Genomic DNA, 21,890 nt, shown 5'->3' with positions numbered 1-21,890 from the left:
AGTCGTGACGGTACTGGTCGGCTGGATCCTCGCGCTCGCGATGGTCGTCGTGGTGCCGCTCGGACTGCGGCTGGTCGACGACGACCGGCGGCGGCTCGGGCCGGTCGGCCAGGTATGGCCGTTCGCCGGGCTGCTCGGCGGGCTGTCCCTGCTGTTCGACCGCGGCGACGCCTTCGCCGTCGCGCTGGCCTGCTGTTACGCGGCCGTGACGGCGTGGCTCGCGGTGCTGGCGCTGCTGCGGCTGCTGCGCCGGCGGTCGCTGGCGCCGGTCGAGATCGCGGTGCTGACGGCGATGGTCGCGCCGGCCGTCGCGGCGAGCTCGCTGATCGCGGAGCGCGGCGGCTGGGAGCTGCTCGGCTTCGGCATGACGACGCAGCTGCTGACGGTGGCGCACTTCCACTACGCCGGATTCGCGGCGGCGCTCGTTGCCGGGCTGACCGCGAGCCGGGCGCCGTCACCGTCGTCGTCGGTGGCCGCGGTGACGGTGCCCGTAGGGATCGCGCTGGTGTTCCTCGGCTACTTCACCGGCGACGGCGTCGAGCTGGCCGGCGCCGTCGTGCTGACGGCCGGCATGTGGCTGCTCGGCTGGACCGTGTGGCGCGACGTGGCGCCGTCGGCCCGCGGCCGCATGACCCGGGCGCTGTTCGGGGTGAGCGCCGCGGTGCTCGCCGTGACGATGCTGCTGGCGCTGAGCTGGGCCGCGGGCCACGTCTGGGACGCCGTCCCACACCTGTCGCTGACGTGGATGGCCGCGACCCACGGCCTGGCCAACGCGCTCGGCTTCGCGCTGTGCGGCCTGCTCGCGTGGCGCCGGGTTCAGCGCGCCGGCGACACCCCCGCGACGAACGTCATGTCCGCGTAGCGGTCGCCGGCGGGCACGATCGAGTCGAGCAGCTCCAGCTCGGCGGCGGTCAGCGTGACGTCCAGCGCGGCGACGTTCTCCTCCAGGTAACGGCGCCGCTTCGTGCCGGGGATCGGCACGACGTCGTCACCACGGGCCAGCGCCCAGGCCAGCGCCACCTGGCTCGCTGTCGCGCCCCTCGCGGCGGCCAGCTCGCGCACCGTCTCGACCAGCTCCAGATTGCGCTGGAACGCCTCGCCCTGGAACCGCGGGCTGTGCCGCCGGTAGTCGTCGTCGGTGAAGTCGTCGGGCGAGGTGATCGCGCCGGTGAGGAAGCCGCGGCCGAGCGGGCTGTACGGCACCAGGCCGATGCCCAGCTCGCGGCAGGTGCCGACGATGTCGCCCTCGAGGTCGCGGCTCCACAGCGACCACTCCGTCTGCAGCGCGGCGATGGGGTGGACGGCGTGCGCCCGGCGGATGGAGTCGGCGGCGGCCTCGGACAGCCCGAGGTAGCGCACCTTGCCGGCCTGGACCAGCTCGGCCATCGTGCCGATGGTGTCCTCGATCGGGGTCTTCGGGTCGACCCGGTGCAGGTAGTAGAGGTCGACGTGGTCGACGCCGAGCCGGCGCAGCGAGCCGTCGATGGACGCGCGCACGTAGGCCGGGCTGGCGTCGAAGCCGCGCGCGAGCGGGTCGTCGGGGTCGAGGACGATGCCGAACTTGGTCGCCAGCACGACCTCGTCGCGGCGGCCGGCGATGGCCCGGCCGACCAGCTCCTCGTTGACGTACGGGCCGTACATGTCGGCGGTGTCGAGGAACGTGACGCCGAGGTCGAGCGCGCGGTGGACGGTGGCGATCGACTCGGCGTCGTCGCCGGGGCCGTACGACTGGCTCATGCCCATGCAGCCGAGGCCGAGGGCGGACACCGTCAGGCCGGACCGGCCGAGGGCGCGTTGGGGTAGGGACATGGTGCTCCTTGCGTTGCTGTGTGTCGGGTGCTGGGCGGCTACGGGGCCGCGCTGCCGCCGTATTTGGCGATCTTGAAGTCGACGACGTCGAGCGCGATGCGCAGCGCCTCCATGCGCACCCGCACCGCCTCGCGGTGCTCGACCAGCAGCGCCAGCCGTTCCGGCTCGGTGCCCGGGCCGAGCGCCGCCAGCTCGAAGTAGCGCTGGATGTCGCGGATCGGCATGTCGAGCTGGCGCAGCCGGGTGATGAACACGACCCGGTCGACGTCGTCGGGGGTGTAGTGACGCCGCCCGGCGCTGTCGCGGGGCACGTCGAGCAGGCCGATGCGCTCGTAGTAGCGCAACGTGTGGGCCGTCACGCCGGTGCGCTCGGCCACCTCGGAGATGGTCTCGGACGGTGCGGTGAGCGTCGTCACGTCAACGACGGTATGGCTTCGAGTGCACTCGAAGTCAAGTCACTCGTAGCCGAACGTCTGCGTCCAGTACGGCCCGCGGGAGCTGTCCGCCGCGCCGACGCCGATGGCCTCGAAGTCGCAGTTCAGGATGTTCGCCCGGTGGCCCTCGCTGTCCATCCAGCCGTCGACGACCGCTTCGGCGGACTGGTAGCCCCAGGCGATGTTCTCGCCGCCCCAGCCGTCGTACCCGGCCCGCTCCGCCCGCTCGCCCGGCCCGACGCCCTCCGGCGTCTCGTGGTCGAAGTAGTCGCGGTCGGCCATGTCGGCGCTGTGCGCGAGGGCGGCCTCGTGCAGCCGGTCGTCGGCGCGCAGCGGGCCGCAGCCCTCCTCGGCGCGGACCTCGTTGGTGCGGTCGATGACCTCCTGCTCGCGCTCCGACATGCCCTCGGGGTCCGGCTCGACCGGCGGCTCGGGCGTGCCGGCGTTGGTCGGCTCCGGCTCGGCCGGCTCCTCCGGTTCCGGCTCCTCGCTCTCCGACGGCTCGGGCTCCGGTTCCTCGGTCGGCTCGGGCTCCGGGGTCGGCGTCGGGGTGGGCGTGGGTGTCGGGGTCTCGGACGGCGTCGGCGTCGGGGTGGGCGTCTCGGCAGGCGGCGAGGACGACTCCAGCGGGACCAGCTCGGCGCTCTCCGTCCGCGGAATCGCCATCGGCTCGTCGCCGCAGCCGGACGTCACCAGGACGACGATGGCGGCGGCGCAGGCCGCGGTGCTCGCCCGCCTCGGCCGCATGCCCGCCTCCGTCCACTCGACGGAGGGCATTCTTGCCCCGGCCCGGAGTGTCCGAAACCTCCTGGTTCCCCGGCGCGGCGATCAGTCGCAGGGGCGGTCGGCGCTGACGGCGTACGTGCGGGTGGTGCCCTCGGTGAGCAGCAGCTCGACGGCGGCGAGGAGGCGGTCGACGTCGGCGGCGGTGGAGCCGAGGCCGAAGCTGGCCCGCAGCGCGCCGTCGCCGGCGCCGAGCCGGTCGAGCAGCGGGTGCGCGCAGAACCGGCCGTCGCGCACCCCGACGGCGTGCTCGGCGGACAGGTACTCGGCCACCTGCCGCGCGGTGTAGCCGTCGACGGTGAACGCGACGACGCCGACGGCGGAGCCGCTGTCCGGCCACAGCCGCAGCGTCCGCACGCCGTCGAGGCGGTCGAGCCCGGCCAGCAGCCGCCGGCGCAGCGCCGACTCGTGCACCTCGACGCAGCCCTCCGGCAGCGCCGCGACCGCCTCGCAGGCGCGGGCCAGCGCGGCCGCCCCGATGACGTTCGGCGAGCCGCCCTCGTGCCGGGCCGGGGCCGGCGCCCACTCCGTCGCCGCCGTGGTGACCTCGCGGACGGCGCCGCCGCCGGCGAGGTACGGCGGGGCGGCGTCGAGCCAGTCGCGCCGGCCGACCAGCACGCCGGCGCCGAACGGCGCGTACAGCTTGTGCCCGGAGAACGCGACGTAGTCCAGTTCGCCGGCCACGATGTCGATGCGCCGGTGCGGAGCGAGCTGAGCGGCGTCGACGGCGATGCGCGCGCCGTTGCGGTGCGCCAGCCCGGCCAGTGCGCCGAGCGGCAGCTGCTCGCCCGTCACGTTCGAGGCGCCGGTGACGGCGAGCAGCGCGGCCGGGCGCCGGGACAGCTCGACCTGCAGCCGGCTCAGCGTCTGCGCCAGCGTCGGCGCGGCCTCGACGACGCGGTGCGGGCCACGCTGCCAGGGCAGCAGGTTGGCGTGGTGCTCGAGGTCGAGGACCACCACCTCGCCACCCTCGGGCACGCAGCCGGCCAGCAGGTTCAGTGCGTCGGTGGTGTTGCGGACGAACACCACGACGTCGTCGTGGCGGGCGCCGACGAACCCGGCGACGGTCGCCCGGGCGTCCTCGTACCGCCGCGTCGACAGCTGCGACGGGTACCCGGCGCCGCGGTGCACGCTCGCGTACGTCGGCAGGATCTCGGCCACGTGGTCGGCGACGGCGCGCAGTGCGGGCGCGCTGGCCGCGTAGTCGAGGTTGACGTAGCGGGCGTCGCCGCCGCCGGCCAGCGGCGCCCGCAGGTCGGCGCCGGCCACCGGGAGCAGCGGCTCCGTGGGCGCGGCCGGCAGCGGGGCGTGGACGCGGGGCAGGTCGGTCACGGTCACGGGTCCTCCAGGTCACCGGGACCCGGGGCACGGGTCCGCGCTTGCCGGCTCGGGGCCGAGCCGGCCAGGTCGTCACCCGGGGCACCCCACCGCGGTGGAGGGTTGCCGGCCAGCGAGCCGGGGCTTGGCGCTGGCGCTCATGACCTCTGACGGAGAGCGTAGCCGCGCCCTTCGTTGATCGTCCACCCCTTGAACGAAATCGTCTCGATAATTGAGAATCCAGTCCGGTTCGCGGCGATCCTGGCCGACGCGGCAGAATGCCGGGGACGTCCTGCCGAGAGAGTGGAACCACGTGTCCAAGCCCGCCCTGCCGTCCGTCCAGCAGCGCATCGCCGACGAGCTCGGCGTCCACGAGCATCAGGTCGGCGCCACCGTCGCCCTGCTCGACGAGGGCGCCACCGTCCCGTTCATCGCGCGGTACCGCAAAGAGCGCACCGGCGGGCTCGACGACACCCAGCTGCGCACGCTCGAAGAGCGGCTGCGCTACCTGCGCGAGCTGGAGGAGCGCCGGGCCGCCGTGCTCGAGTCGGTCCGCGAGCAGGGCAAGCTCGACGACGCGCTGGAGGCGCAGATCCTGCTGGCCGACACCAAGGCCCGGCTCGAGGACATCTACCTGCCGTACAAGCCGAAGCGGCGCACGAAGGCGCAGATCGCCCGCGAGGCCGGGCTGGAGCCGCTGGCCGACGGCCTGCTCACCGACCCCACGCAGGACCCGCAGACCGTCGCCGCCGGCTACCTCAACCCGGAGGCCGGGGTCGAGGACGCCGCCGCCGCGCTGGCCGGCGCCCGGGCCATCCTGGTCGAGCGGTTCACCGAGGACGCCGACCTCATCGGCACGCTGCGCGAACAGGTGTGGACGGCCGGGCGCATGACGGCGAAGGTGCGCGAGGGCAAGGAGCAGGCCGGCGCGAAGTTCGCCGACTACTTCGAGTTCGCCGAGCCGCTGACGAAGCTGCCGTCGCACCGCGTGCTGGCCATGCTGCGCGGCGAGAAGGAGGAGGTGCTCGACCTCACCGTCGACCCCACCGGCGACGACGGCTCCACCGCGGCGTACGAGGGCGAGATCGCGCACCGGTTCGGCATCCGCGACGAAGGCCGCCCGGCCGACCAGTGGCTCACCGACACCGTCCGGTGGGCGTGGCGCACCCGCATCCTGCTCCGTCTCGACCTCGACCTGCGCACCCGGCTGCGCGAGGCGGCCGAGGAGGAGGCGATCCGGGTGTTCGCCACCAACCTGCGCGACCTCCTGCTGGCCGCGCCCGCCGGCACCCGCGCCACGCTGGGGCTCGACCCCGGGTTCCGCACCGGCGTGAAGGTGGCCGTCGTCGACGGCACCGGCAAGGTCGTCGCCACCGACGTCATCCACCCGCACCAGCCGGCCAACCGGTGGAACGAGTCGCTGAGCACCTTGGACCGACTCGCGCGTGAACATCAGGTCGACCTCGTCGCCATCGGCAACGGCACCGCGTCGCGCGAGACGGACAAGCTGGCCGCCGATCTCCTCAAGCTGCGGCCCGGCCTGACCAAGGTGATGGTCTCCGAGGCCGGCGCGTCGGTGTACTCCGCGTCGGCGTTCGCGTCGCAGGAGCTGCCGGACATGGACGTCTCGCTGCGTGGCGCGGTCTCCATCGCGCGGCGGCTGCAGGACCCGCTGGCTGAACTGGTGAAGATCGACCCGAAGTCCATCGGCGTCGGCCAGTACCAGCACGACCTCCCCGACTTCGCGCTGTCCCGCTCGCTCGACGCCGTCGTCGAGGACTGCGTCAACGCCGTCGGCGTCGACCTCAACACGGCGTCGACACCGCTGCTCAGCCGGGTCTCCGGCATCACGCCCGGGCTGGCCGAGAACATCGTCGCGCACCGCGAGAACAACGGCCCGTTCCGCACCCGCACCGCGCTCAAGGAGGTCGCGCGGCTCGGCCCGAAGGCGTTCGAGCAGTGCGCCGGCTTCCTGCGCATCCCCGGCGGCGACGACCCGCTCGACGCGTCCGGCGTGCACCCCGAGACGTACCCGCTGGTGCGGCGCATCGTCGGCACCTCGGGCCGCGACCTCGGCGCCCTGCTCGGCGACACCCGCACGCTGCGCGAGTTCCGGCCCGCCGACTTCGCCGACGACGTGTTCGGCGTGCCGACCGTCACCGACGTGCTGCGCGAGCTGGAGAAGCCCGGCCGCGACCCCCGGCCGTCGTTCCAGACCGCCACGTTCAGCGACGGCGTCGAGAAGCTCACCGACCTCACCCCCGGCATGCGCCTGGAGGGCGTCGTCACCAACGTCGCCGCGTTCGGCGCGTTCGTCGACGTCGGCGTGCACCAGGACGGCCTGGTGCACGTGTCGGCGATGTCGAAGCGGTTCGTGTCCGACCCGCGCGAGGTGGTCAAGCCCGGCGACGTCGTCAAGGTGAAGGTCCTCGAGGTCGACGTCGACCGCAAGCGCATCTCGCTGACGCTGCGACTGGACGACGAGCTGCCGGCGCCGGGCGCGGGTGGCCGCGGCGGCCAGCGCGGCGGGGGCCAGCCCCGCGGCGGGCAGCGCGGTGGCGGCCAGCCCCGCGGCGGCGGCCGGCCGCAGCGCGAGCGCGACGCCGCGCCGGCCGCCGGTGCCATCGCCGACGCGTTCCGCCGGGCCGGCTACGGGCGCTGAGACGGTGGTTGGCGCTGCCCACTTCATCACCGCAGGTCAAGACGGCTGATTGGACCGAACCACGCCCTTGCCCGGGCACCGGGGCGGGTCTAGCGTCGCGTGCGGAGGGACCGGCGCAGGGGGCACGACATGGCCGGTGTCCCCGCCCGGCCGGGGGGTATGACCTTCGACGCACCCGCACGCGCGCCACCGATGCGATTCACGATCGATCCGCAGAGCCAACTCCGCAGCGCGACCGTGGAACACCATGACATCCAACGGGGGATGACATGAAACGCATCATCATCATCCTGGTGGCCGTACTCGGACTGCTCGGATTCATCAGCACACCGGCCGTCGCCCAGAGCGGCCACTTCATCGAGGGCGGCGGCAACGCCCCCCAGTGTGTCGACATCGGCACCCAGGTGCTCTGCACCGGCAAGGTCGCCGGTCTCGGCGGCACGACCTTCGAGATCACCGTCGAGGCGACCGGGATCGCCGAGGTCGTCTGCATCAACCCGGGCGGCAACCGCGCCCCCGGGCAGGACACCGAGGTGACGGTGTCCGGCACGACGACACCGCTGCCGACGCCGCGCAACGGCCAGTTCCGGTTCAGCATCACCAGCGACGATCCGGAGCCGCTGCCGCCGACGCCCACGTGCCCGAACAACCAGTGGACACCGGACATCGTCGACGTGGCCTTCACGCAGGCCACCCTGACGTTGCTCGAGGACGGAGTGGTCTCCGACGTGGTGACCGTGCCGGTCGGGTCGTGACGTAGCAGCCGACCAGGGGGGCCGGGCCCGCAGGCCCGGTCCCCTTCTCACGGCGTCAGGGAGCGGTGCCGAGCTTCGGGTCGAACGCCGTCACCCAGAACACCCGGTGGTCGACGTCGTAGTCGTGGATCATCGCGGTGCTGCCGGGACGCAGTTCCTCGACGCCGTCGTGGCGCACCTCGATGACGACCGGGGCGCCGTCGGCGCCGGTGACCTCGGCCTGGCCGGCGTCGGGGCCGACCTCGCCGGTGCGCACGACGCAGATGCTGCCGACCAGCCGGGCCGGGTCGGCCGGACGTCCGGGGCGCAGCAGCCGGCGCAGCGGCCGGGCCAGCAGCGCCGTCCCCAGCCCGGCGGCCACCAGCGCGCCCACCACGATGACGACGGACGCCGGCAGCCCCGGCGGGCGCACCGCGACGTCGCCGCCGTGGAGGAGGGTGCCGGCCAGCGTCGCCAGCCAGGCGAGCACGAGGAACACCGACCCGGTGACGTTGTGCGGCACGCCGTCGCCGGCCACGGGCGCGCTGCCGCCGACCATGACCAGCAGCCAGTAGACGACCACGGCGACGGCGAGGAACGTGAACGGCACCACCGGGAACGTCATGGCGGCGTCGAAGAGATCGTTGATCGCCACCGTCCAGCCTTCCGAACGCGCAGGTGGTCGACGTGACTATAGCGCCGTCACGGGTTGGCGCACCGGGGATTTAAGGTCATCCCGTGCGCGCGATGAGGTACGAGAGGTTTCGCGAGCGGCCGGTCGTCCTCGACGTCGCCGAGCCGGCCTGCCCGCCCGGCGGCGCCGTCATCAGGGTCGAGGCCACCGGGCTGTGCCGCAGCGACTGGCACGGCTGGATGGGCCACGACGACGACATCGCCCTGCCGCACGTGCCCGGCCACGAACTGGCCGGCGTGCTCGCGGAGGTCGGGCCGGACGTCGCCGCTCAGGGCTGGCGGCCGGGCGAGCGCGTCACCGTCCCGTTCGTCTGCGCGTGCGGCAGCTGCGAGCAGTGCCGGGCCGGCGACCACCAGGTGTGCGAGCGGCAGACGCAGCCGGGGTTCACCCACTGGGGCTCGTTCGCCGAGTTCGTCGCGATCGAGCACGCCGCGGTCAACCTCGTCCGGCTGCCCGACGCGGTCGGCTTCGCCACGGCGGCCGGGCTGGGCTGCCGGTTCGCGACGGCGTACCGCGCGGTGGTGCAGCAGGGCCGGGTCGCGCCCGGCGAGTGGGTCGCGGTGCACGGCTGCGGCGGGCTGGGGCTGTCCGCCGTCATGATCGCGGCGGCGCACGGCGCCCGGGTGGTCGCGGTCGACGTCGCCGCGCCGGCGCTGGAGCTGGCCCGGAGCGTGGGCGCCGCGGTCGCCGTCGACGCCAGCGACGGCACCGACGTCGTGGCCGCCGTACGCGAGGCCACCGGCGGCGGGGCACACCTGTCGCTCGACGCGCTGGGCAGCACGGCGACGTTCCAGAACTCGGTGCGCGGGCTGCGCCGCCGCGGCCGGCACGTCCAGGCCGGCCTGCTGGTGGCCGAGCACGCGAGCCAGTCGGTGACGATGGGGCCGGTCGTCGGGACCGAGCTGGAACTGCTGGGCAGCCACGGCATGGCGGCGCACCACTACCCGGCGATGCTGGCCGAGATCGCCGCCGGGACGCTGCGGCCGGACCTGCTGCTCGGCAGGGAACTGAGCCTCGAGGACGGCGTCGACGCGCTGCTGGCGATGTCGGACGGATCGCCGACCGGGGTGACCGTCCTCCGGCCGAACGGACCTTTCGCCGGCACCTGACGCGATGGTATGACTGTTTCCATGACCCGGAGACGACACACGGTCATCGCCGCCGCCGTCCTGTTCGCCGCCACCTCCGTCACCGCCGCCGCGCCGGTGGGCGCCGCCGACGCGCGCGTCCCCGAGCCCACCATCGCCACCGGTCTCGGGTTCGACACCTGCACCGCGCCGTCCGTCGCCGCGCTCGACGCGTGGTGGGGCACGTCGCCGTACACCACCGTCAACATCTACTTCGGCGGCATCAACCGCGGCTGCCGCCAGCCGAACCTGACGCCGTCGTGGGTGCAGACGGTCAGCGGCATGGGCTGGGGCCTGCTGCCCACGTACATGGGCCACCAGCCCGTCTGCATGCTCGGCAACAAGGAGCACCGGTTCACCGAGGGCGACGCCACGGCCATCGGCACCGCGAACGCGCAGGACGCCATCGCGCAGGCCCAGCACCTCGGGCTGCTGCCGGGCAGCGCGCTGTACGCCGACGTCGAGCACTACGACCGCCGCGACACCTCGTGCGTCACCGCGGTCCGCCGCTACGTCTCGGCGTGGACGACGACGCTGCACGACGCCGGCTACCTGGCCGGGGTGTACGTGCACCAGGACTCCGGCCTGCGCGACCTCTCCGCCGTCTACGACTCCCCCGACTACGCTCGCCCGGACGCCGTCTGGATGGCCCGCTGGGACGGCAACCCGGCGCTCACCGGCTGGCCCACCGCGCCGGACAGCCAGTGGGCGAACCACCAGCGGGCCAAGCAGTACCGCGGCGACCACACCGAGACGCACGGCGGCGTCACGCTGAACATCGACAGCGACGCGCTCGACGCGCCCATCGCCACGGTCGCAGGTCGGTAACACCGCCCGAAACCCCTGTTCAACGGCGGTTTTCGAGAGCACACTCGGAACCGGAGGACAGGGGGGTCCACCATGAGCCGCTGGTCGGGCACTGTCAGCAGAGCGGCCGCTGCCGCCGTCGGCGCGGCGCTGGTCGTCGCCACGCTCACCACGCCGGCCGGCGGTTATCCGGCCACGCCGGGCACCTACCCGAGCGGGTCGTCGGCCACCGTCGCCACCGGGCGCGGCTTCGACACCTGCACCGCGCCGTCGCTGGCGGCGCTGCAGGCCTGGCGCGCGTCGCCGTTCCGGACGGTCAACATCTACTTCGGCGGCGTGAACCGCGGCTGCACGCAGCCCAACCTCACCGCCTCCTGGGTCCGTAGCGCGACGGCGGCCGGCTGGCGGCTGCTGCCGACGTACTTCGGGCGGCAGCCGTCCTGCATGCTCGGCACGAAGCCGTACCGGTACACGTCCGGCACCGCGGGCTCCTACGGGATCTCGGACGCGCAGGACGCCGTCGCCCAGGCGCGAGCCTTGGGCCTGCTGCCGGGCAGCGCGCTCTACGCCGACGTCGAGCACTTCGACCGCACGAACGCCGACTGCGTCCTCGCGGTCCGCCGCTACGTCTCGGCCTGGACGGTCACCGTCCATCAGTCCGGCTACCTGGCCGGTGTGTACGTGCACCAGGACTCCGGCCTGCCCACGCTGTCCGGCTCGTACGGCTCGGCCAGCTGGGCCCGTCCGGACGCCGTCTGGATGGCGCGCTGGGACGGCAACGCAGCGCTCACCGGCTGGCCCACCGCGCCCAACACCCAGTGGGCGAACCACCAGCGGGCCAAGCAGTACCGCGGCGACCACACCGAGACGCACGGCGGCGTCACGCTGAACATCGACAGCGACGCGCTCGACGCGCCCGTGGCGACGGTCGCGCAGACCTTCCGCGTCACCGGTGCGACGGCGCTCAACGCCCGCACCGGGCCGTCGACGGCCTACCCCGTCACCCGCAGCATCGCGCCCGGGGCGTCGGTCGCGGTGATCTGCCAGGGGCTCGGGCAGCGGGTCGGCAGCAGCGGCGTATGGGACCGGCTCACCGACGGCTCCTGGGTGGCCGACTACTACGTGTCGACGCCGTCGAGCACCACGTTCTCCAGCGCCCTGCCCAAGTGCACCTACCCCGGCCAGGTGACGAGCACGACGCCGCTGATCGCACGGGGCGGGCCGGGCACGAACTACGCCGCCGTCGGCGCGGCACTGCAGCCGGGCGCGCTGGCGTACGTCATGTGCCAGTCGGTCGGCTCGCTGGTCGGGACGAGCCGGGTCTGGAACCGGATGGACGACGGACGCTGGGTCAGCGACTACTTCGTCGGCAACCAGTCGTCGCACACGTGGAGCGCGCCGGTGCCGCGCTGCCCGTGAGCGACACGGGCCGGTTCGGGCGGCAGGCGTCCGGCCCTGCCTCTACGCTGCTGCTGCCAGGTGTTCGTCGTCACAGGAAGGTCTCACCCATGGCTGGGAAGTTCGAGCTCTACAAGGACAAGTCCGACCAGTACCGCTTCCGCCTGAAGGCCGGCAACGGCGAGGTCATCGCCGTCGGCGAGGCGTACACCACGAAGAGCGGCGCGCTCAACGGCATCGACTCCATCCGGCGCAACGCCGTCGACGCGGAGGTCGACGACCAGACCGACTGACGCCGGACCGTCCGGGAGCCCCGGTTCCGCCGCCGCGCGGGCCGGGGCTCCGCTCGTCTAGGGTGTGGGCGCATGGCCGTTCTGCGTGAGATCGTCGTCGACTGTGAGCACGCGCCGAGCCTGGCCCGGTTCTGGGCCGCGGTGCTCGACGACTACGACGTCCTGCCCTACGACGACGCCGAGGTGGCGCGGCTGGCGGCGCTCGGCCTCACCCCCGAGACCGACCCGACGGTGGCCGTCGGCGGCCCCGGCCCGACACTGTTCTTCCAGCAGGTGCCCGAGCGCAAGACCGTGAAGAACCGCGTGCACCTGGAGGTCGAGGCGCCCGACCGCGCCGCCGAGGTGGAGCGGCTGCTGGCCCTCGGGGCCTCCGTCTACGCCGTCCGCGAGCGGTGGACCACGTTGCTCGACCCCGAGGGCAACGAGTTCTGCGTGGCCGACGCGGGGTGAGCGCCGAGCCGCCGTTCCCGCCGCCGGGGTTCCGGCGGTTCTGGGCCGGCGAGGCCGTCTCGGGGCTGGGCAGCTACGTCACGCTGCTGGCGCTGCAGACGCTCGTGGTGCTCGACCTCGGCGGCGGCGCCGCGCAGGTGGGCTGGGTGAGCTCGGCGCGCTGGCTGCCCTACCTCGTGGCCGGGCTGGCGGTGGGCGCGCTCGTGGACCGGGTGCGACGGCGCCCGGTCATGATCACCAGCGACCTGGTCCGGGCCGCGATGCTGCTGGTGATCCCGGCCGCGTGGGCCGCCGACGTGCTGACGTTCCCGCTGCTCGTGGTCGTGGTGGCCGGTTTCGGCGCGGCCTCACTGGTGAACGACGCCGCCTCGATGGCGTTCGTGCCGCGGCTCGTGCCACGTGTGCACCTGCAGCGGGCGCACGCCCGCATCGACGGCGTCGACGCGGTGGCGCAGACGGCCGGGCCCGCGCTGGGCGGGTTGCTGGTGCGGCTGGTCGGCGCGCCGCTGGCGGTCCTCGCCGACGCGGTCACCTATGTGTTCTCGGCGGTCATGGTGGCGACGACCCGCGTGGACGAGCCGCGTGCGAGGGCCGGTGGCCCGGTGCCGAACCTGCGGCGCGAGATCGCCGAGGGGGTCCGCTGGGTGTACGGCCCGTCCGGTCTGGCGCGGCTGGCCGTCGCGACCCACGTGTGGTTCGCCGCGAACGCGGTGGTGTCCGCGGTGCTCCCGGTCTGGGCGCTGCGCGAGCTCGGGCTGTCCCCGGCGGTCTTCGGCCTCACGACCGCCGCGGCCGGCGTGGGCGGCCTGCTCGGCGCCTCGGTGAGCACCGCCGCCGGCCGCCGGCTCGGCACCGGCGGGGCGATCATCGCCGCTCACGCCGTCACCACCGTCGCCGTCGTGGCGACGGTGAGCGCCGGCGCGGGCACCGGGACCGTCCTCGCGCCGGTGCTCCTCGGCGTCGGACAGGGGTTGTACGGCTTCGCGATCGGGCTCAGCAACTCGCACGAGATGACCTACCGGCAGGCGCTGACCCCGGACGCCCTGCAGGCGCGGACCAACACGACGATGCGGTCCTTCAACCGGGCCGTCATCGTGGTGGTCTCGCCGCTCGCCGGGCTGCTCGCGGACCGGCTGGGGCTGGTGCCCGCGCTGGTGGCGGCCGTGGTGGTCTTCACCGCTGTCGTGCTCATGCTGCTGGCGTCGCCGTTCCGGCACGCCCGGGTCTGAGTCACTAGTCCGCCGTCGCGGCGGCGGCCGCGGCCCGCTGCCGCAGCACCTGCCAGGCCGGCAGCAGCGTCGCCGTCAGCGTCAGGCCCAGCGCGACCGCCACCACACTCAGGTAGATCAGCGGCGACCCCGACGGCGTCAGCTGGTCGGCCCGCGCGAGGCTGAACGGGACCAGCGTCGCGACCGAGGCGAGGGTGCCGAGCGTGATGCCGACCGCCGCCACCAGCAGGCCCTCGACACCGACCATGCGCAGCACCTGGGAGCGGGTGGCGCCGGTGAGCCGCTGCAGCCCGAACTCGCGCCGCCGCGCGCCGGTGCTGGCCGACAGCACGTTGATCACCGAGATGGCGGCGTACGCCACGATCATGAGGACGATGGTGTAGTTGGCGAAGGCGAGCGTGCGCTGCTGGTCGCCGTACTCGTCGAACAGCGCGTCGCGGTCGGCCACGGCGAGGCCGGGCGTCGCCGCGGCCAGCTCGCGCAGCTCGGCGACCACGGCCGACGCTGCGCCGTCGTCCGCGGCGACGAGCACCTCGTGCGCGCCACCGGCGGTCGTGTGCGCCGCCAGCAGGTCCGCCGGCAGCAGCAGCGTGTCGTAGTCGTCGGCGGCGTCGAACGTCGCGGCCACCCGGACCGTCGCCGTCGCCCCGTCGCCGAGCCGCAGCGTCAGCTCGTCGCCGACGCCCACGCCGAGCGACCGCGCGTGGCCGGCGTCGAGCGCGACGGTGTCGCCGGTGAGATCGGTGAGCGCGCCGTCCACCGTCGTGACCGGGGTGGTCGCCGCCGCGCCGCCGGGCGTGACGCCCTGCAGCGTCCAGCCCTCGTCGCTCTGCGAGCGGTCGCGCGGTACCTCGACGAAGCCGCTGCTACGGACCAGCTGGGAGGCGCCGGCGACGCCGGGCAGCGCGGCGATGCGGTCCACCAGCGCGTCGTCGGCCGGTGCGGACGACGTGACGACGGCGTCGGCGACCAGCCCGCCGGCGAACGCGTCGCGGTTGACCGCGTCCTCGGTGGACTGCAGGTACAGCGTGCCGGTGGCGATGCCGGTGAGCATGATGATCGGGGTGACGACGGCGGCCGTGCGGCCCGTGCGGCCGCGGGCGTTGAGCACGGCCAGGTGCCCCGAGACGCCGGCGACGGCCCGCACCGGCCACTGCAGCAGCACGGTCATGGCACGGGTCAGCACCGGGCTGAGCAGCGCCAGTCCGATCGCCCACAGGATGACCGCCGGGCCGGCCGTGCTGGACGTCAGCGGCCCGCTCATCACCGTCAGCGTGACGACGCCCAGCGCGATGCCGCCGCTCAGCGCCAGCAGGCCGAACACCCAGCGCCACGCGCCCATCGTCCGCTGTTCCAAGGCGGCCTCGGCCAGCGCCTGGGTGGGCCGGACGGCGGCCGCCCGGCGCCCGGCGACCAGTGCGCCGCCGACGGCCGCGAGCAACGCCGCGCCGACCGCCGTCACCACCGGGATCCAGCCCTGCCGGAACTCCACCCCGGCGGGCACGACACCGGCGTCGGTCATCCGCTCGAACAGGAAGCGGCCCAGGTAGTGGCCCGGGACCAGGGCCAGCGCGGTGGTGACCACCGACAGCAGCAGCGTCTCGCCGAGCACCATGCGGCGCAGCTGGCCGGGCGTCGCGCCGGTGGCCCGCAAGAGCGCCAGCTCGCGGCCGCGCTGCTGGATCGACAGCGCCAGCATCGACGCGACGCCGAACATCGAGACCATGATCGCCCAGCCGCCGAACACGCCGGCCAGCGAGATCAGGTCCTCGCTGCTGGCCCGCGCCTCGGGCAGCTCGGCCAGGCCGCGGTCGTCGCCGGTGAGCGTCGTCGTGGCGGTGCCGTCGAGCGCGGCGCCGATCCGCTCACGCAGTTCCGCGGCGCCGATGCCGGGCGCGGCCGTCACCGCGATGGCGTCGACCATGCCGGACGGCGCCGGCTCGTCCAGCACCCGCCCCTCGGCCGTGGCCACGCCGTCGACGGCGGCGACCGTCGCGACCAGGTCGTCGTCGACGCGCACCCGCTCGGGCAGCACCGCGTACTCGTCGGTGCCGGGGATGTCGTAGCGGTGCTCCCCCGCCACGACGACGTCAGCGCCGGCCAGCTGCTGCGGGGGCACCGCCGTGCGGATGCCGGTCTCCATCAGCCCGCCGCAGGCCATGACCATCGCGGCGCCGAGCACCATCGCCACGAACGCCGCCACGAACGCGCCCTTGCGATACCGCAGGGTCCGCACCGCCAGACCGAACATCGGAAGCTCCCGAGAACACGCCGCGCCTGGTGCGCGACCTCGGCACCGACGCTACGGACGCGGCGCCTCCGTACCCATGGCGCTGACCGGCGGCTTCAGCGGGGGGACAACCCCACCTCAGGACGTGTGGCGGGCCTTCCATTCGTCGCGGAGCAGGCCCATGAGCACGGCGTCGACCCGCTCACCGTCCCAGAGCAGCGCCCCACGCTCCCGTCCTTCGACGACGAACCCGACCTTCTCGTAGGAGCGCTGCGCCCGCGGGTTGAAGGCGTACACCTCGAGCCCGACGCGGTACACCCCGACCTCGTCGAACAAGTGGGCGAGCATGAGCTCGATCGCCTCGGGGCCCAGCCCGCGGCCGCGGTGGCTCTCGACGAGGTCGATGCGGAAACCGGCGGTCTCGTTGTCGGCGTCGACCTCGTTGACGGAGACGCCGCCCGCGTACTGACCGGTGGCGACGTCCTCGATGGCCCAGTCGAGGCGGTCGTCCTGGTCGGCCCGGCTGGCGCAGTACGCGTCGATGGCCGCGCGGGTGAACGTCTGGTGGGTGCCGGTGAGCCGGTTCGACTCGGGCTCCTGCAGCGACGTGAACACCGCCTCGGCGTGCTCGGGGCCGAGCGGGACCAGCCGGATGCGCGGGCCGGTGAGGGTGGGGGTGGTCGCGACGGCGGCTGCGTTGATCACGCACCCCTGTCTACCCGGGGCCGTGTGGCGCGGCAACGCAACTACACTGGGAACAGGCGAAGGCCCCTCGGAGTAAGGGTCCGAGGGGCCTTCTCAGTCGACCAGAACCATCGCGGCCGGATGAACCGGCCGGATGCTCGCCCCCTCCGATGACGGCGGCTCGAACGGCGGTCTCGCGGTCGCCCGCGGGTCCACTGCCCTTCCGGTCTGCCGTCCGGCTCCGTCAGCCGCCCCGCCCATCGGGGGTGCGGTTCGCCGGGTTGCCCCGACGTGGCGAACTGCCGTTCTCCGTCCGGCCCGCCCTCGACTTCATCCGGTGCCTTTGACCAGGTCACCCCGGCTTTCCGGCTCCGAACTCGTCGATGACGATGGAGCATTTCTAGTCCTGTCGCGAGGGCCGCACAAGAGGGTTCGGCGAACAATTCCGGGCCGGGCCGTCGCCCACAAGGCTGTCCACAACCGGCTGAGCGTGGCCCGCCGTTTTCCCACAGCCCTGTGCACAGAATCTGTGGATAACTGAGGTGACCTCCGTCCATGATCATCAACCTTTTGCGCTGCTATGACGACTGAAAAGGTGGATGGTTTCGGCCACCCCCCCGGCACGCCCTACCGGCGGTTCAGCACCCGGGTGACGGCGGCGACGACGGTCGTGGCCAGGACGGCGCCGCTGAAGACGAGCCCGTACGCCACGATGAGGTCCGGGCCGCGCGGGTCCCAGGCGGCGTCCTGGCCGAGGCTGAGGATCGGGATCAGCAGATCGAGCGTGTACCCGAACGGGTTGAACGTCGGGTGGACGTTCACCTCGACCGGGTCCAGCGTCTTGTCCCAGAAGTACGCCGTGCCGAACACCAGCAGGCCGACGAACCAGATGGCGGCCAGGCCGGGCCGGTAGCCGAAGCCGACGGTGACATCCTGCAGGTAGCCCCAGCCCTTCATCAGCGACTGGCCGAACGACGACGTGCGCAGCAGGTCGCGGCGGTGCCGCAGCCGCGACAGCAGGACGGCCCGCGCGGAGGCGTCGTCGCCGGAGCGGCGGTAGTGATTGGCCAGCTGCTCGTACACCTGGTGCTGGTAGCCGGTCGGGTCGCGGCGCAGCCACGCCAGCGCGGTGTCGACGTCGGCGTCGCCGGGGTCGTCGAAGGTGAGGCCGGACAGCATGACCATCGAGGTGTCGGTGGGGTCCATGACCAGCGTGCGGACCTCGGACCCGCGCAGGTCGACGGCGATCTCGCCGGCCGGCAGCTCGACCGTGCCGGCCTGCAGCTCGGACAGGTCGATCAGCGCCCGCAGCCCGGTGGGCGTGGCGGCGACGCTGAGGTCGTTCATCAGGATGCGCCGGGCCACCTCGGCCTCGTGCAACGAGACCAGCGGCCGCTCCTGCTCGGTCCCGGCCGCGCGGGAGTCGGCGGCGTGGTCCTGGCTGATCGTCACCTGCTCGCAGGACAGCTCGCCGATGTGCGCGCGGTCCAGGCGCACCTCGCCGACGATGGTCAGCGGGCCGTTGCCGGTGGAGCGGCGCGAGCCCAGCTCGACCGCGCCGGACACCCGCAGGTTCGGCGCGAACACCGCCGTGCGGCCCGCGTTCGTCAGCGTCGTGCGGCCGCGGACCAGCAGCCGGCCGGCCAGCACCGCCTCGGCGAGCGAGAACTGCCCGGTCAGCTCGACGTCGCGGAATTCCAGGTTGCCCTCGACCTTGAGCCCGGAGGCCGCGACGATCTCGCCGACGGCGACGCGGCCGTCGTCGCGCTCGCCGGTCTCGCCCCGCACCGCCGTGAGCACGACGCTGAAGCCCACCTCGGCCCGCCGTAGCGCGACGCCGCCGGTCAGCTCCGCGTCGCGGACGAGGAACGAGCCGCCGACCTCGACCTGCGCGGCGTCGACGGCGAACCGGCCCGGGTGGTGGTAGCGGCCGCCGTCGAGGACGAGGTCGCCGCCGACCCGGGACCGCGCCACGATGACGGCGCCGTCGACGTCGAGGGCGGTCAGCCGGAACACCCCGCAGCTGACCTCGGGCAGCAGCAGCGCGGTCTGCCCGGGCGCGGTGAACCGCGCGTGCCGCAGGCTCATCCCGGCCGAGAAGGTCGCACCGGTGAGCCGCAGCGCGCCGTGGAACACGCCGCCGTCGACGAGGAAGTCGTCGGACGTCGCCTGGATGGCGCTGAACACGATGACGCCGTCGGCGGACCCGACGCCGCGCCCGGCCAGCGTCGAGTCGCTGAGCACGAACCGGCGGCGCACGTGCGACTGGTCGAACGCGACGGTGCCCTCGACCTCGGCCCGCTCGAACGAGACCTTGCCGCCCACCTGCACGCCCGTGCCGTCGACCGCCCGGTGGTCGGGCCGGTGCAGCACGGCGCCGTCGAACACGAGGTCGCCGCCGATCTTGCCGTCGCGCAGCACCAGGCCGCCGTCGGCCCAGAAGCCGCCGAGGTCGGACGAGTACGGGTCGTCGCCGACGACGAGGTCGCCGCGGACCTCCATGCGCGGCGCGATGAGCGCGTTGCCGTCGGGGTTGTAGATCTGCGCGCCGGTCAGCACGACGCTGTCGGCGACCGCCGCGGTGAGCCGGACGGCGCCGTCGCAGACCATGCCGCGAGCGGTGAGCCGGCCGTCGACCCGCAGGCCGATGGCGTCGACGCCCATGCCGGACGCCTCGATGTAGGCGCCGCGCAGCAGCACGTCGCTGCGCACCCGGGCCTGGAACAGCCGCAGCTGGCCCTGCACCCGGACGCCGTCCATGGCCAGGCTCTTGCCGAGGTCGGCGTGGGCGAGGTCGAGGTCGCCGCGGCAGCGGAACCGCCGTCCGAGCACCATCCGCTCGCCGATGACGGCGCGCGACGCGGCCAGCGCGCGGTAGCCGCCGTCGAGGCTGGCGCCGGTGAGGAAGACCGCGGCGCCGACCCGGATGCCCTTGATGTTCAGCCCGCCCTTGGCGGAGAGCCGCTCGAGGTTGAGGTCGCGCCGGACGGTCGCGGACTGCAGGCTGACCGCCCAGGAGTCGTCCGGGTTGGTGACCCGGGTGCCGACGAGGCGGACCGACGTCGCCTCCAGCTCGTCCAGCATGACCCGGCCGACCAGCCGGGCGCGGTCGGCCACCAGCGAGCCGACCGCGGCGCCGATGCCGACCATCGCGTACCCGCCGGGGTTGCTGATCTCGACGCCGCGCAACGCGAGGGTGTCGCGGACGACGCCGCGCGGGATCAGCATGCGCCCGAGGATGCGAGCGCCGTTCTCGGCCTCCAGCCGGTCGGCCTCGATGTCGCTGGCGACCAGCGCGTCGCCGCCCGGGTTGGCCAGCACCGCACCGTCGAACACGACGCTGCCGGCCACCGCCGCGTGGCCGAGGTCGACGGTGCCGCTGCAGCGCAGGCCGTGGGCCTGCACGCCGCCCGCGACCAGCCGGCGGGCGTCCAGCGCGACGCCGTGGCGGTTGCGCAGGACGGCGTCGGTGAGATCGACCTTCCCGGCCACGGTCGCGCCGGACAGCACGATCGGGCCGCGGACCCGGGCGCCGACCAGCCCCAGCCCGCCGTCGACCCGCAGCCGTTCGGCGTCGACGGCCTCGCCGGACGCCGCGAACAGCCGCGCGCGGGTGAGCAGGAGGTCGCCGCCGACGCTGAGGTTGCGGGCGTGGAACAGCGTCGAGCGGCCCTGGAACCGGCTGTCCTCGAACGACACCGACCGGTGCACGCGGGTGTCGACCATGCTGACCGAGCCGACCAGGCACTCGCGCACGGCCAGCGCGTTCTGCACGTCGACGGACGCGGTGCGCAGGTCCGGCACCCGGCAGCGGACCAGCTCGACGCCGGCCGCCGTCAGCTCGGAGAGCGCGAGGATGTCGTCGATCCAGCACATGTCCAGCCGCAGCGGCCGCTCCAGCCGCCCGTCGCGCAGCTGCAGGCCGCCGGTGATGCGGGCGCCGGTCAGCCGGACGGCGGCGCCGGGCACACCGCCGGCGTCGCGCAGCACCTCGTCGACGATGCGGGCGCGGACGGTGCGCGACTCGTCCCACACGTCGGCGGACTCGACGGAGCGCGGATCGATGTCGCGCCCGAGGTCGGCCTCACCGCCGCGGGCCGCGGCGGAGCGCAGCACCGACTCGGCGCGGCTGAGCCTGTCGCGCACTCTGCCTCCCGGTCCGGCCACTCTCATCTCCGCCGTTCTCGGTGATCAATGTAACGGCAACGGCAAAGCGGTTGTATACGGACGGACCAACTCGAACCGATGGCGGGGAGACGCCGTGTCGTAACGCGGTGTTCATCCGCGGATGCGATAGAAATCGCAGAAGACCCCTCGGAGTAAGGGCCCGAGGGGCCTTCACCTGCACCGACGTGGCGGTGGACGCGCCGATACCCGGCGCGACCCACAGGTTGTGGATCAGTTGTGGAAAGCCGCGCCGAACCGTGACAAACGGCGCCGCGGGCTGTCAAGCCGCCGCCACCGCGTGCAGGCCGAAACCACTGGGCGCCTCGAGCGTCAGCCGGTCGCTGGTGATGGCGAACCGGACGGCGCCGTCGAGCGCGGCCAGCACCACGCCCTCGACGTACTGCTCCGCGCCCTCGCAGGCCACCTCGGTGATGGCGAGATCGGTGACCGTGAGGGCGTCGCCGTCGATCATGACGGTGCCGCTGACGTCGTTGCAGCCGGTGCTGCCGCTCAGGACGTCGCCGTCGATGCGCAGGAACGCCGTGACGCCGACCGGCACGGACGACGCGGTCTGGCCGTCGGAGAGGCCTTCGACGTCCCACTGCCGGCCGGTCAGCTCGACCGGCGGGTCCAGCACGTCGCGGTCGGTCAGCGCCACGCCGCGGTCGCCGGCGGTGAGCACGAGGACGCCGTCGTCGCCCAGTTCCCAGGCGGGCTCGGCGGCGAGCAGCTCGCCGACCCACTCGTCGGACGCCATGACGTCGGGCTCGCAGCCCATCGCCGTCATGCCGAGGTCGGCGACGGCGATGCGGCCGCCGGCCAGCTCGACCGGGCCGTTCGTGCTGTTGCACCCGGCGGTGGCCAGCAGCCGGCCGTCGTCGGTGAAGGCGAGGGTCAGCGGGCCGCCGCCGGGGATGCCGATGTTCTCGGTGGAGACGAACGTGCGGCCGAACAGCGCCGCGCCCGCACCGGCATCGCCGTCGGTGTCGGTGTCGCCCGCGGCGGTGTCGCCGCAGGCGGCCAGCGTCAGCAGGACGCCCAGCAGGCCGAAGCCAGCCGCTGGGCGTCGCAT

At 73.9% G+C, this 21,890-nt stretch carries 18 protein-coding genes and 1 riboswitch; of the genes, 9 read left to right on the top strand and 9 right to left on the bottom strand.

Annotated features, from left to right (window positions below; all coding sequences use genetic code 11):
- Window positions 1-4: 4 nt before the first annotated feature.
- Window positions 5-862 carry a YndJ family protein gene (locus BLV02_RS24795; RefSeq protein ID WP_069109148.1) on the top strand — a complete coding sequence of 286 codons (858 nt, stop codon included), beginning with the start codon at window positions 5-7 and terminating at the stop codon, window positions 860-862.
- Here BLV02_RS24795 and BLV02_RS24790 read toward each other — a convergent pair.
- From BLV02_RS24790 to BLV02_RS24775, 4 genes are all read right to left on the bottom strand, one after another.
- A complete protein-coding gene (locus BLV02_RS24790) occupies window positions 817-1,809 on the bottom strand; it encodes an aldo/keto reductase (protein WP_069109149.1) in 993 nt (330 codons plus the stop codon). The genes BLV02_RS24795 and BLV02_RS24790 overlap by 46 nt on opposite strands.
- Window positions 1,810-1,847: 38 nt before the next feature.
- Window positions 1,848-2,225: a MerR family transcriptional regulator gene (locus tag BLV02_RS24785; protein WP_069109150.1), complete on the bottom strand. Its 378-nt coding sequence runs from the start codon at window positions 2,223-2,225 to the stop codon at window positions 1,848-1,850.
- Window positions 2,226-2,264: 39 nt separating this feature from the next.
- Window positions 2,265-2,990, bottom strand: coding sequence for a CAP domain-containing protein (locus BLV02_RS35890; protein WP_074946953.1), 726 nt, complete (start codon window positions 2,988-2,990; stop codon window positions 2,265-2,267).
- Window positions 2,991-3,071: 81 nt separating this feature from the next.
- The gene (locus BLV02_RS24775) at window positions 3,072-4,364 is read right to left on the bottom strand and encodes an aminotransferase class V-fold PLP-dependent enzyme (protein ID WP_069109151.1); all 1,293 of its coding nucleotides are present in this window, start codon (window positions 4,362-4,364) and stop codon (window positions 3,072-3,074) included.
- A gap of 32 nt (window positions 4,365-4,396) precedes the next feature.
- Window positions 4,397-4,509, bottom strand: a riboswitch (SAM riboswitch).
- 147 nt (window positions 4,510-4,656) lie between these two features.
- Here BLV02_RS24775 and BLV02_RS24770 point away from each other — a divergent pair.
- Together BLV02_RS24770 and BLV02_RS24765 are read left to right on the top strand one after the other, a co-directional pair.
- Complete coding sequence (locus BLV02_RS24770; protein WP_069109152.1) at window positions 4,657-7,005, top strand: Tex family protein; 2,349 nt, start codon at window positions 4,657-4,659, stop codon at window positions 7,003-7,005.
- A 269-nt stretch (window positions 7,006-7,274) separates the two neighbouring features.
- A complete protein-coding gene (locus tag BLV02_RS24765) occupies window positions 7,275-7,760 on the top strand; it encodes a hypothetical protein (protein ID WP_083288204.1) in 486 nt (161 codons plus the stop codon).
- Between the two features lie 55 nt (window positions 7,761-7,815).
- On the opposite strand, the gene BLV02_RS24760 is transcribed toward BLV02_RS24765, so the two are convergent.
- Complete coding sequence (locus BLV02_RS24760) at window positions 7,816-8,394, bottom strand: hypothetical protein (protein ID WP_216093959.1); 579 nt, start codon at window positions 8,392-8,394, stop codon at window positions 7,816-7,818.
- A gap of 83 nt (window positions 8,395-8,477) precedes the next feature.
- Here BLV02_RS24760 and BLV02_RS24755 point away from each other — a divergent pair, with 83 nt between their 5' ends.
- The 6 genes from BLV02_RS24755 to BLV02_RS24730 all read left to right on the top strand — a co-directional run bounded on the left by BLV02_RS24755 (window position 8,478) and on the right by BLV02_RS24730 (window position 13,737).
- The gene (locus BLV02_RS24755; RefSeq protein WP_069109153.1) at window positions 8,478-9,542 is read left to right on the top strand and encodes a zinc-binding dehydrogenase; all 1,065 of its coding nucleotides are present in this window, start codon (window positions 8,478-8,480) and stop codon (window positions 9,540-9,542) included.
- Between the two features lie 21 nt (window positions 9,543-9,563).
- Window positions 9,564-10,388 (top strand): DUF1906 domain-containing protein, encoded by an 825-nt coding sequence (locus tag BLV02_RS24750; RefSeq protein WP_216093960.1) that lies wholly within the window; start codon window positions 9,564-9,566, stop codon window positions 10,386-10,388.
- Between the two features lie 72 nt (window positions 10,389-10,460).
- Window positions 10,461-11,786 carry a glycoside hydrolase domain-containing protein gene (locus BLV02_RS24745; RefSeq protein ID WP_083288206.1) on the top strand — a complete coding sequence of 442 codons (1,326 nt, stop codon included), beginning with the start codon at window positions 10,461-10,463 and terminating at the stop codon, window positions 11,784-11,786.
- An 89-nt stretch (window positions 11,787-11,875) separates the two neighbouring features.
- Complete coding sequence (locus tag BLV02_RS24740; RefSeq protein WP_069109154.1) at window positions 11,876-12,058, top strand: YegP family protein; 183 nt, start codon at window positions 11,876-11,878, stop codon at window positions 12,056-12,058.
- Window positions 12,059-12,130: 72 nt separating this feature from the next.
- A complete protein-coding gene (locus BLV02_RS24735) occupies window positions 12,131-12,508 on the top strand; it encodes a VOC family protein (protein ID WP_069109155.1) in 378 nt (125 codons plus the stop codon).
- The gene (locus BLV02_RS24730) at window positions 12,505-13,737 is read left to right on the top strand and encodes an MFS transporter (protein ID WP_069109156.1); all 1,233 of its coding nucleotides are present in this window, start codon (window positions 12,505-12,507) and stop codon (window positions 13,735-13,737) included. Before BLV02_RS24735 ends, BLV02_RS24730 begins: the two co-directional genes overlap by 4 nt.
- Before the next feature lie 4 nt (window positions 13,738-13,741).
- Here the strand turns inward: BLV02_RS24730 and BLV02_RS24725 are convergent, their stop codons facing one another.
- The 4 genes from BLV02_RS24725 to BLV02_RS24710 all read right to left on the bottom strand — a co-directional run bounded on the left by BLV02_RS24725 (window position 13,742) and on the right by BLV02_RS24710 (window position 21,890).
- The gene (locus BLV02_RS24725; RefSeq protein WP_074946652.1) at window positions 13,742-15,988 is read right to left on the bottom strand and encodes an FtsX-like permease family protein; all 2,247 of its coding nucleotides are present in this window, start codon (window positions 15,986-15,988) and stop codon (window positions 13,742-13,744) included.
- Between the two features lie 117 nt (window positions 15,989-16,105).
- Window positions 16,106-16,672: a GNAT family N-acetyltransferase gene (locus BLV02_RS24720; protein ID WP_069109158.1), complete on the bottom strand. Its 567-nt coding sequence runs from the start codon at window positions 16,670-16,672 to the stop codon at window positions 16,106-16,108.
- Window positions 16,673-17,278: 606 nt separating this feature from the next.
- Window positions 17,279-20,797 (bottom strand): hypothetical protein, encoded by a 3,519-nt coding sequence (locus BLV02_RS24715; RefSeq protein WP_069109159.1) that lies wholly within the window; start codon window positions 20,795-20,797, stop codon window positions 17,279-17,281.
- A 301-nt stretch (window positions 20,798-21,098) separates the two neighbouring features.
- Window positions 21,099-21,890, bottom strand: coding sequence for an META domain-containing protein (locus BLV02_RS24710; RefSeq protein ID WP_069109160.1), 792 nt, complete (start codon window positions 21,888-21,890; stop codon window positions 21,099-21,101).

The sequence above is a fragment of the Jiangella alba genome, assembly GCF_900106035.1.
Classification (GTDB): domain Bacteria; phylum Actinomycetota; class Actinomycetes; order Jiangellales; family Jiangellaceae; genus Jiangella; species Jiangella alba.
The sequence above is the reverse complement of the archived record's forward strand: the minus strand, read 5'-3'. Positions and strand labels throughout refer to the sequence as shown.

Coding starts and splice junctions, on each gene's coding strand:
- BLV02_RS24790 (WP_069109149.1), bottom strand. CDS start 1,809: ATGTCCCTACCCCAACGCGCCCTCGGCCGGTCCGGCCTGACGGTGTCC.
- BLV02_RS35890 (WP_074946953.1), bottom strand. CDS start 2,990: ATGCGGCCGAGGCGGGCGAGCACCGCGGCCTGCGCCGCCGCCATCGTC.
- BLV02_RS24765 (WP_083288204.1), top strand. CDS start 7,275: ATGAAACGCATCATCATCATCCTGGTGGCCGTACTCGGACTGCTCGGA.
- BLV02_RS24750 (WP_216093960.1), top strand. CDS start 9,564: ATGACCCGGAGACGACACACGGTCATCGCCGCCGCCGTCCTGTTCGCC.
- BLV02_RS24745 (WP_083288206.1), top strand. CDS start 10,461: ATGAGCCGCTGGTCGGGCACTGTCAGCAGAGCGGCCGCTGCCGCCGTC.
- BLV02_RS24740 (WP_069109154.1), top strand. CDS start 11,876: ATGGCTGGGAAGTTCGAGCTCTACAAGGACAAGTCCGACCAGTACCGC.
- BLV02_RS24735 (WP_069109155.1), top strand. CDS start 12,131: ATGGCCGTTCTGCGTGAGATCGTCGTCGACTGTGAGCACGCGCCGAGC.
- BLV02_RS24725 (WP_074946652.1), bottom strand. CDS start 15,988: ATGTTCGGTCTGGCGGTGCGGACCCTGCGGTATCGCAAGGGCGCGTTC.
- BLV02_RS24710 (WP_069109160.1), bottom strand. CDS start 21,890: ATGCGACGCCCAGCGGCTGGCTTCGGCCTGCTGGGCGTCCTGCTGACG.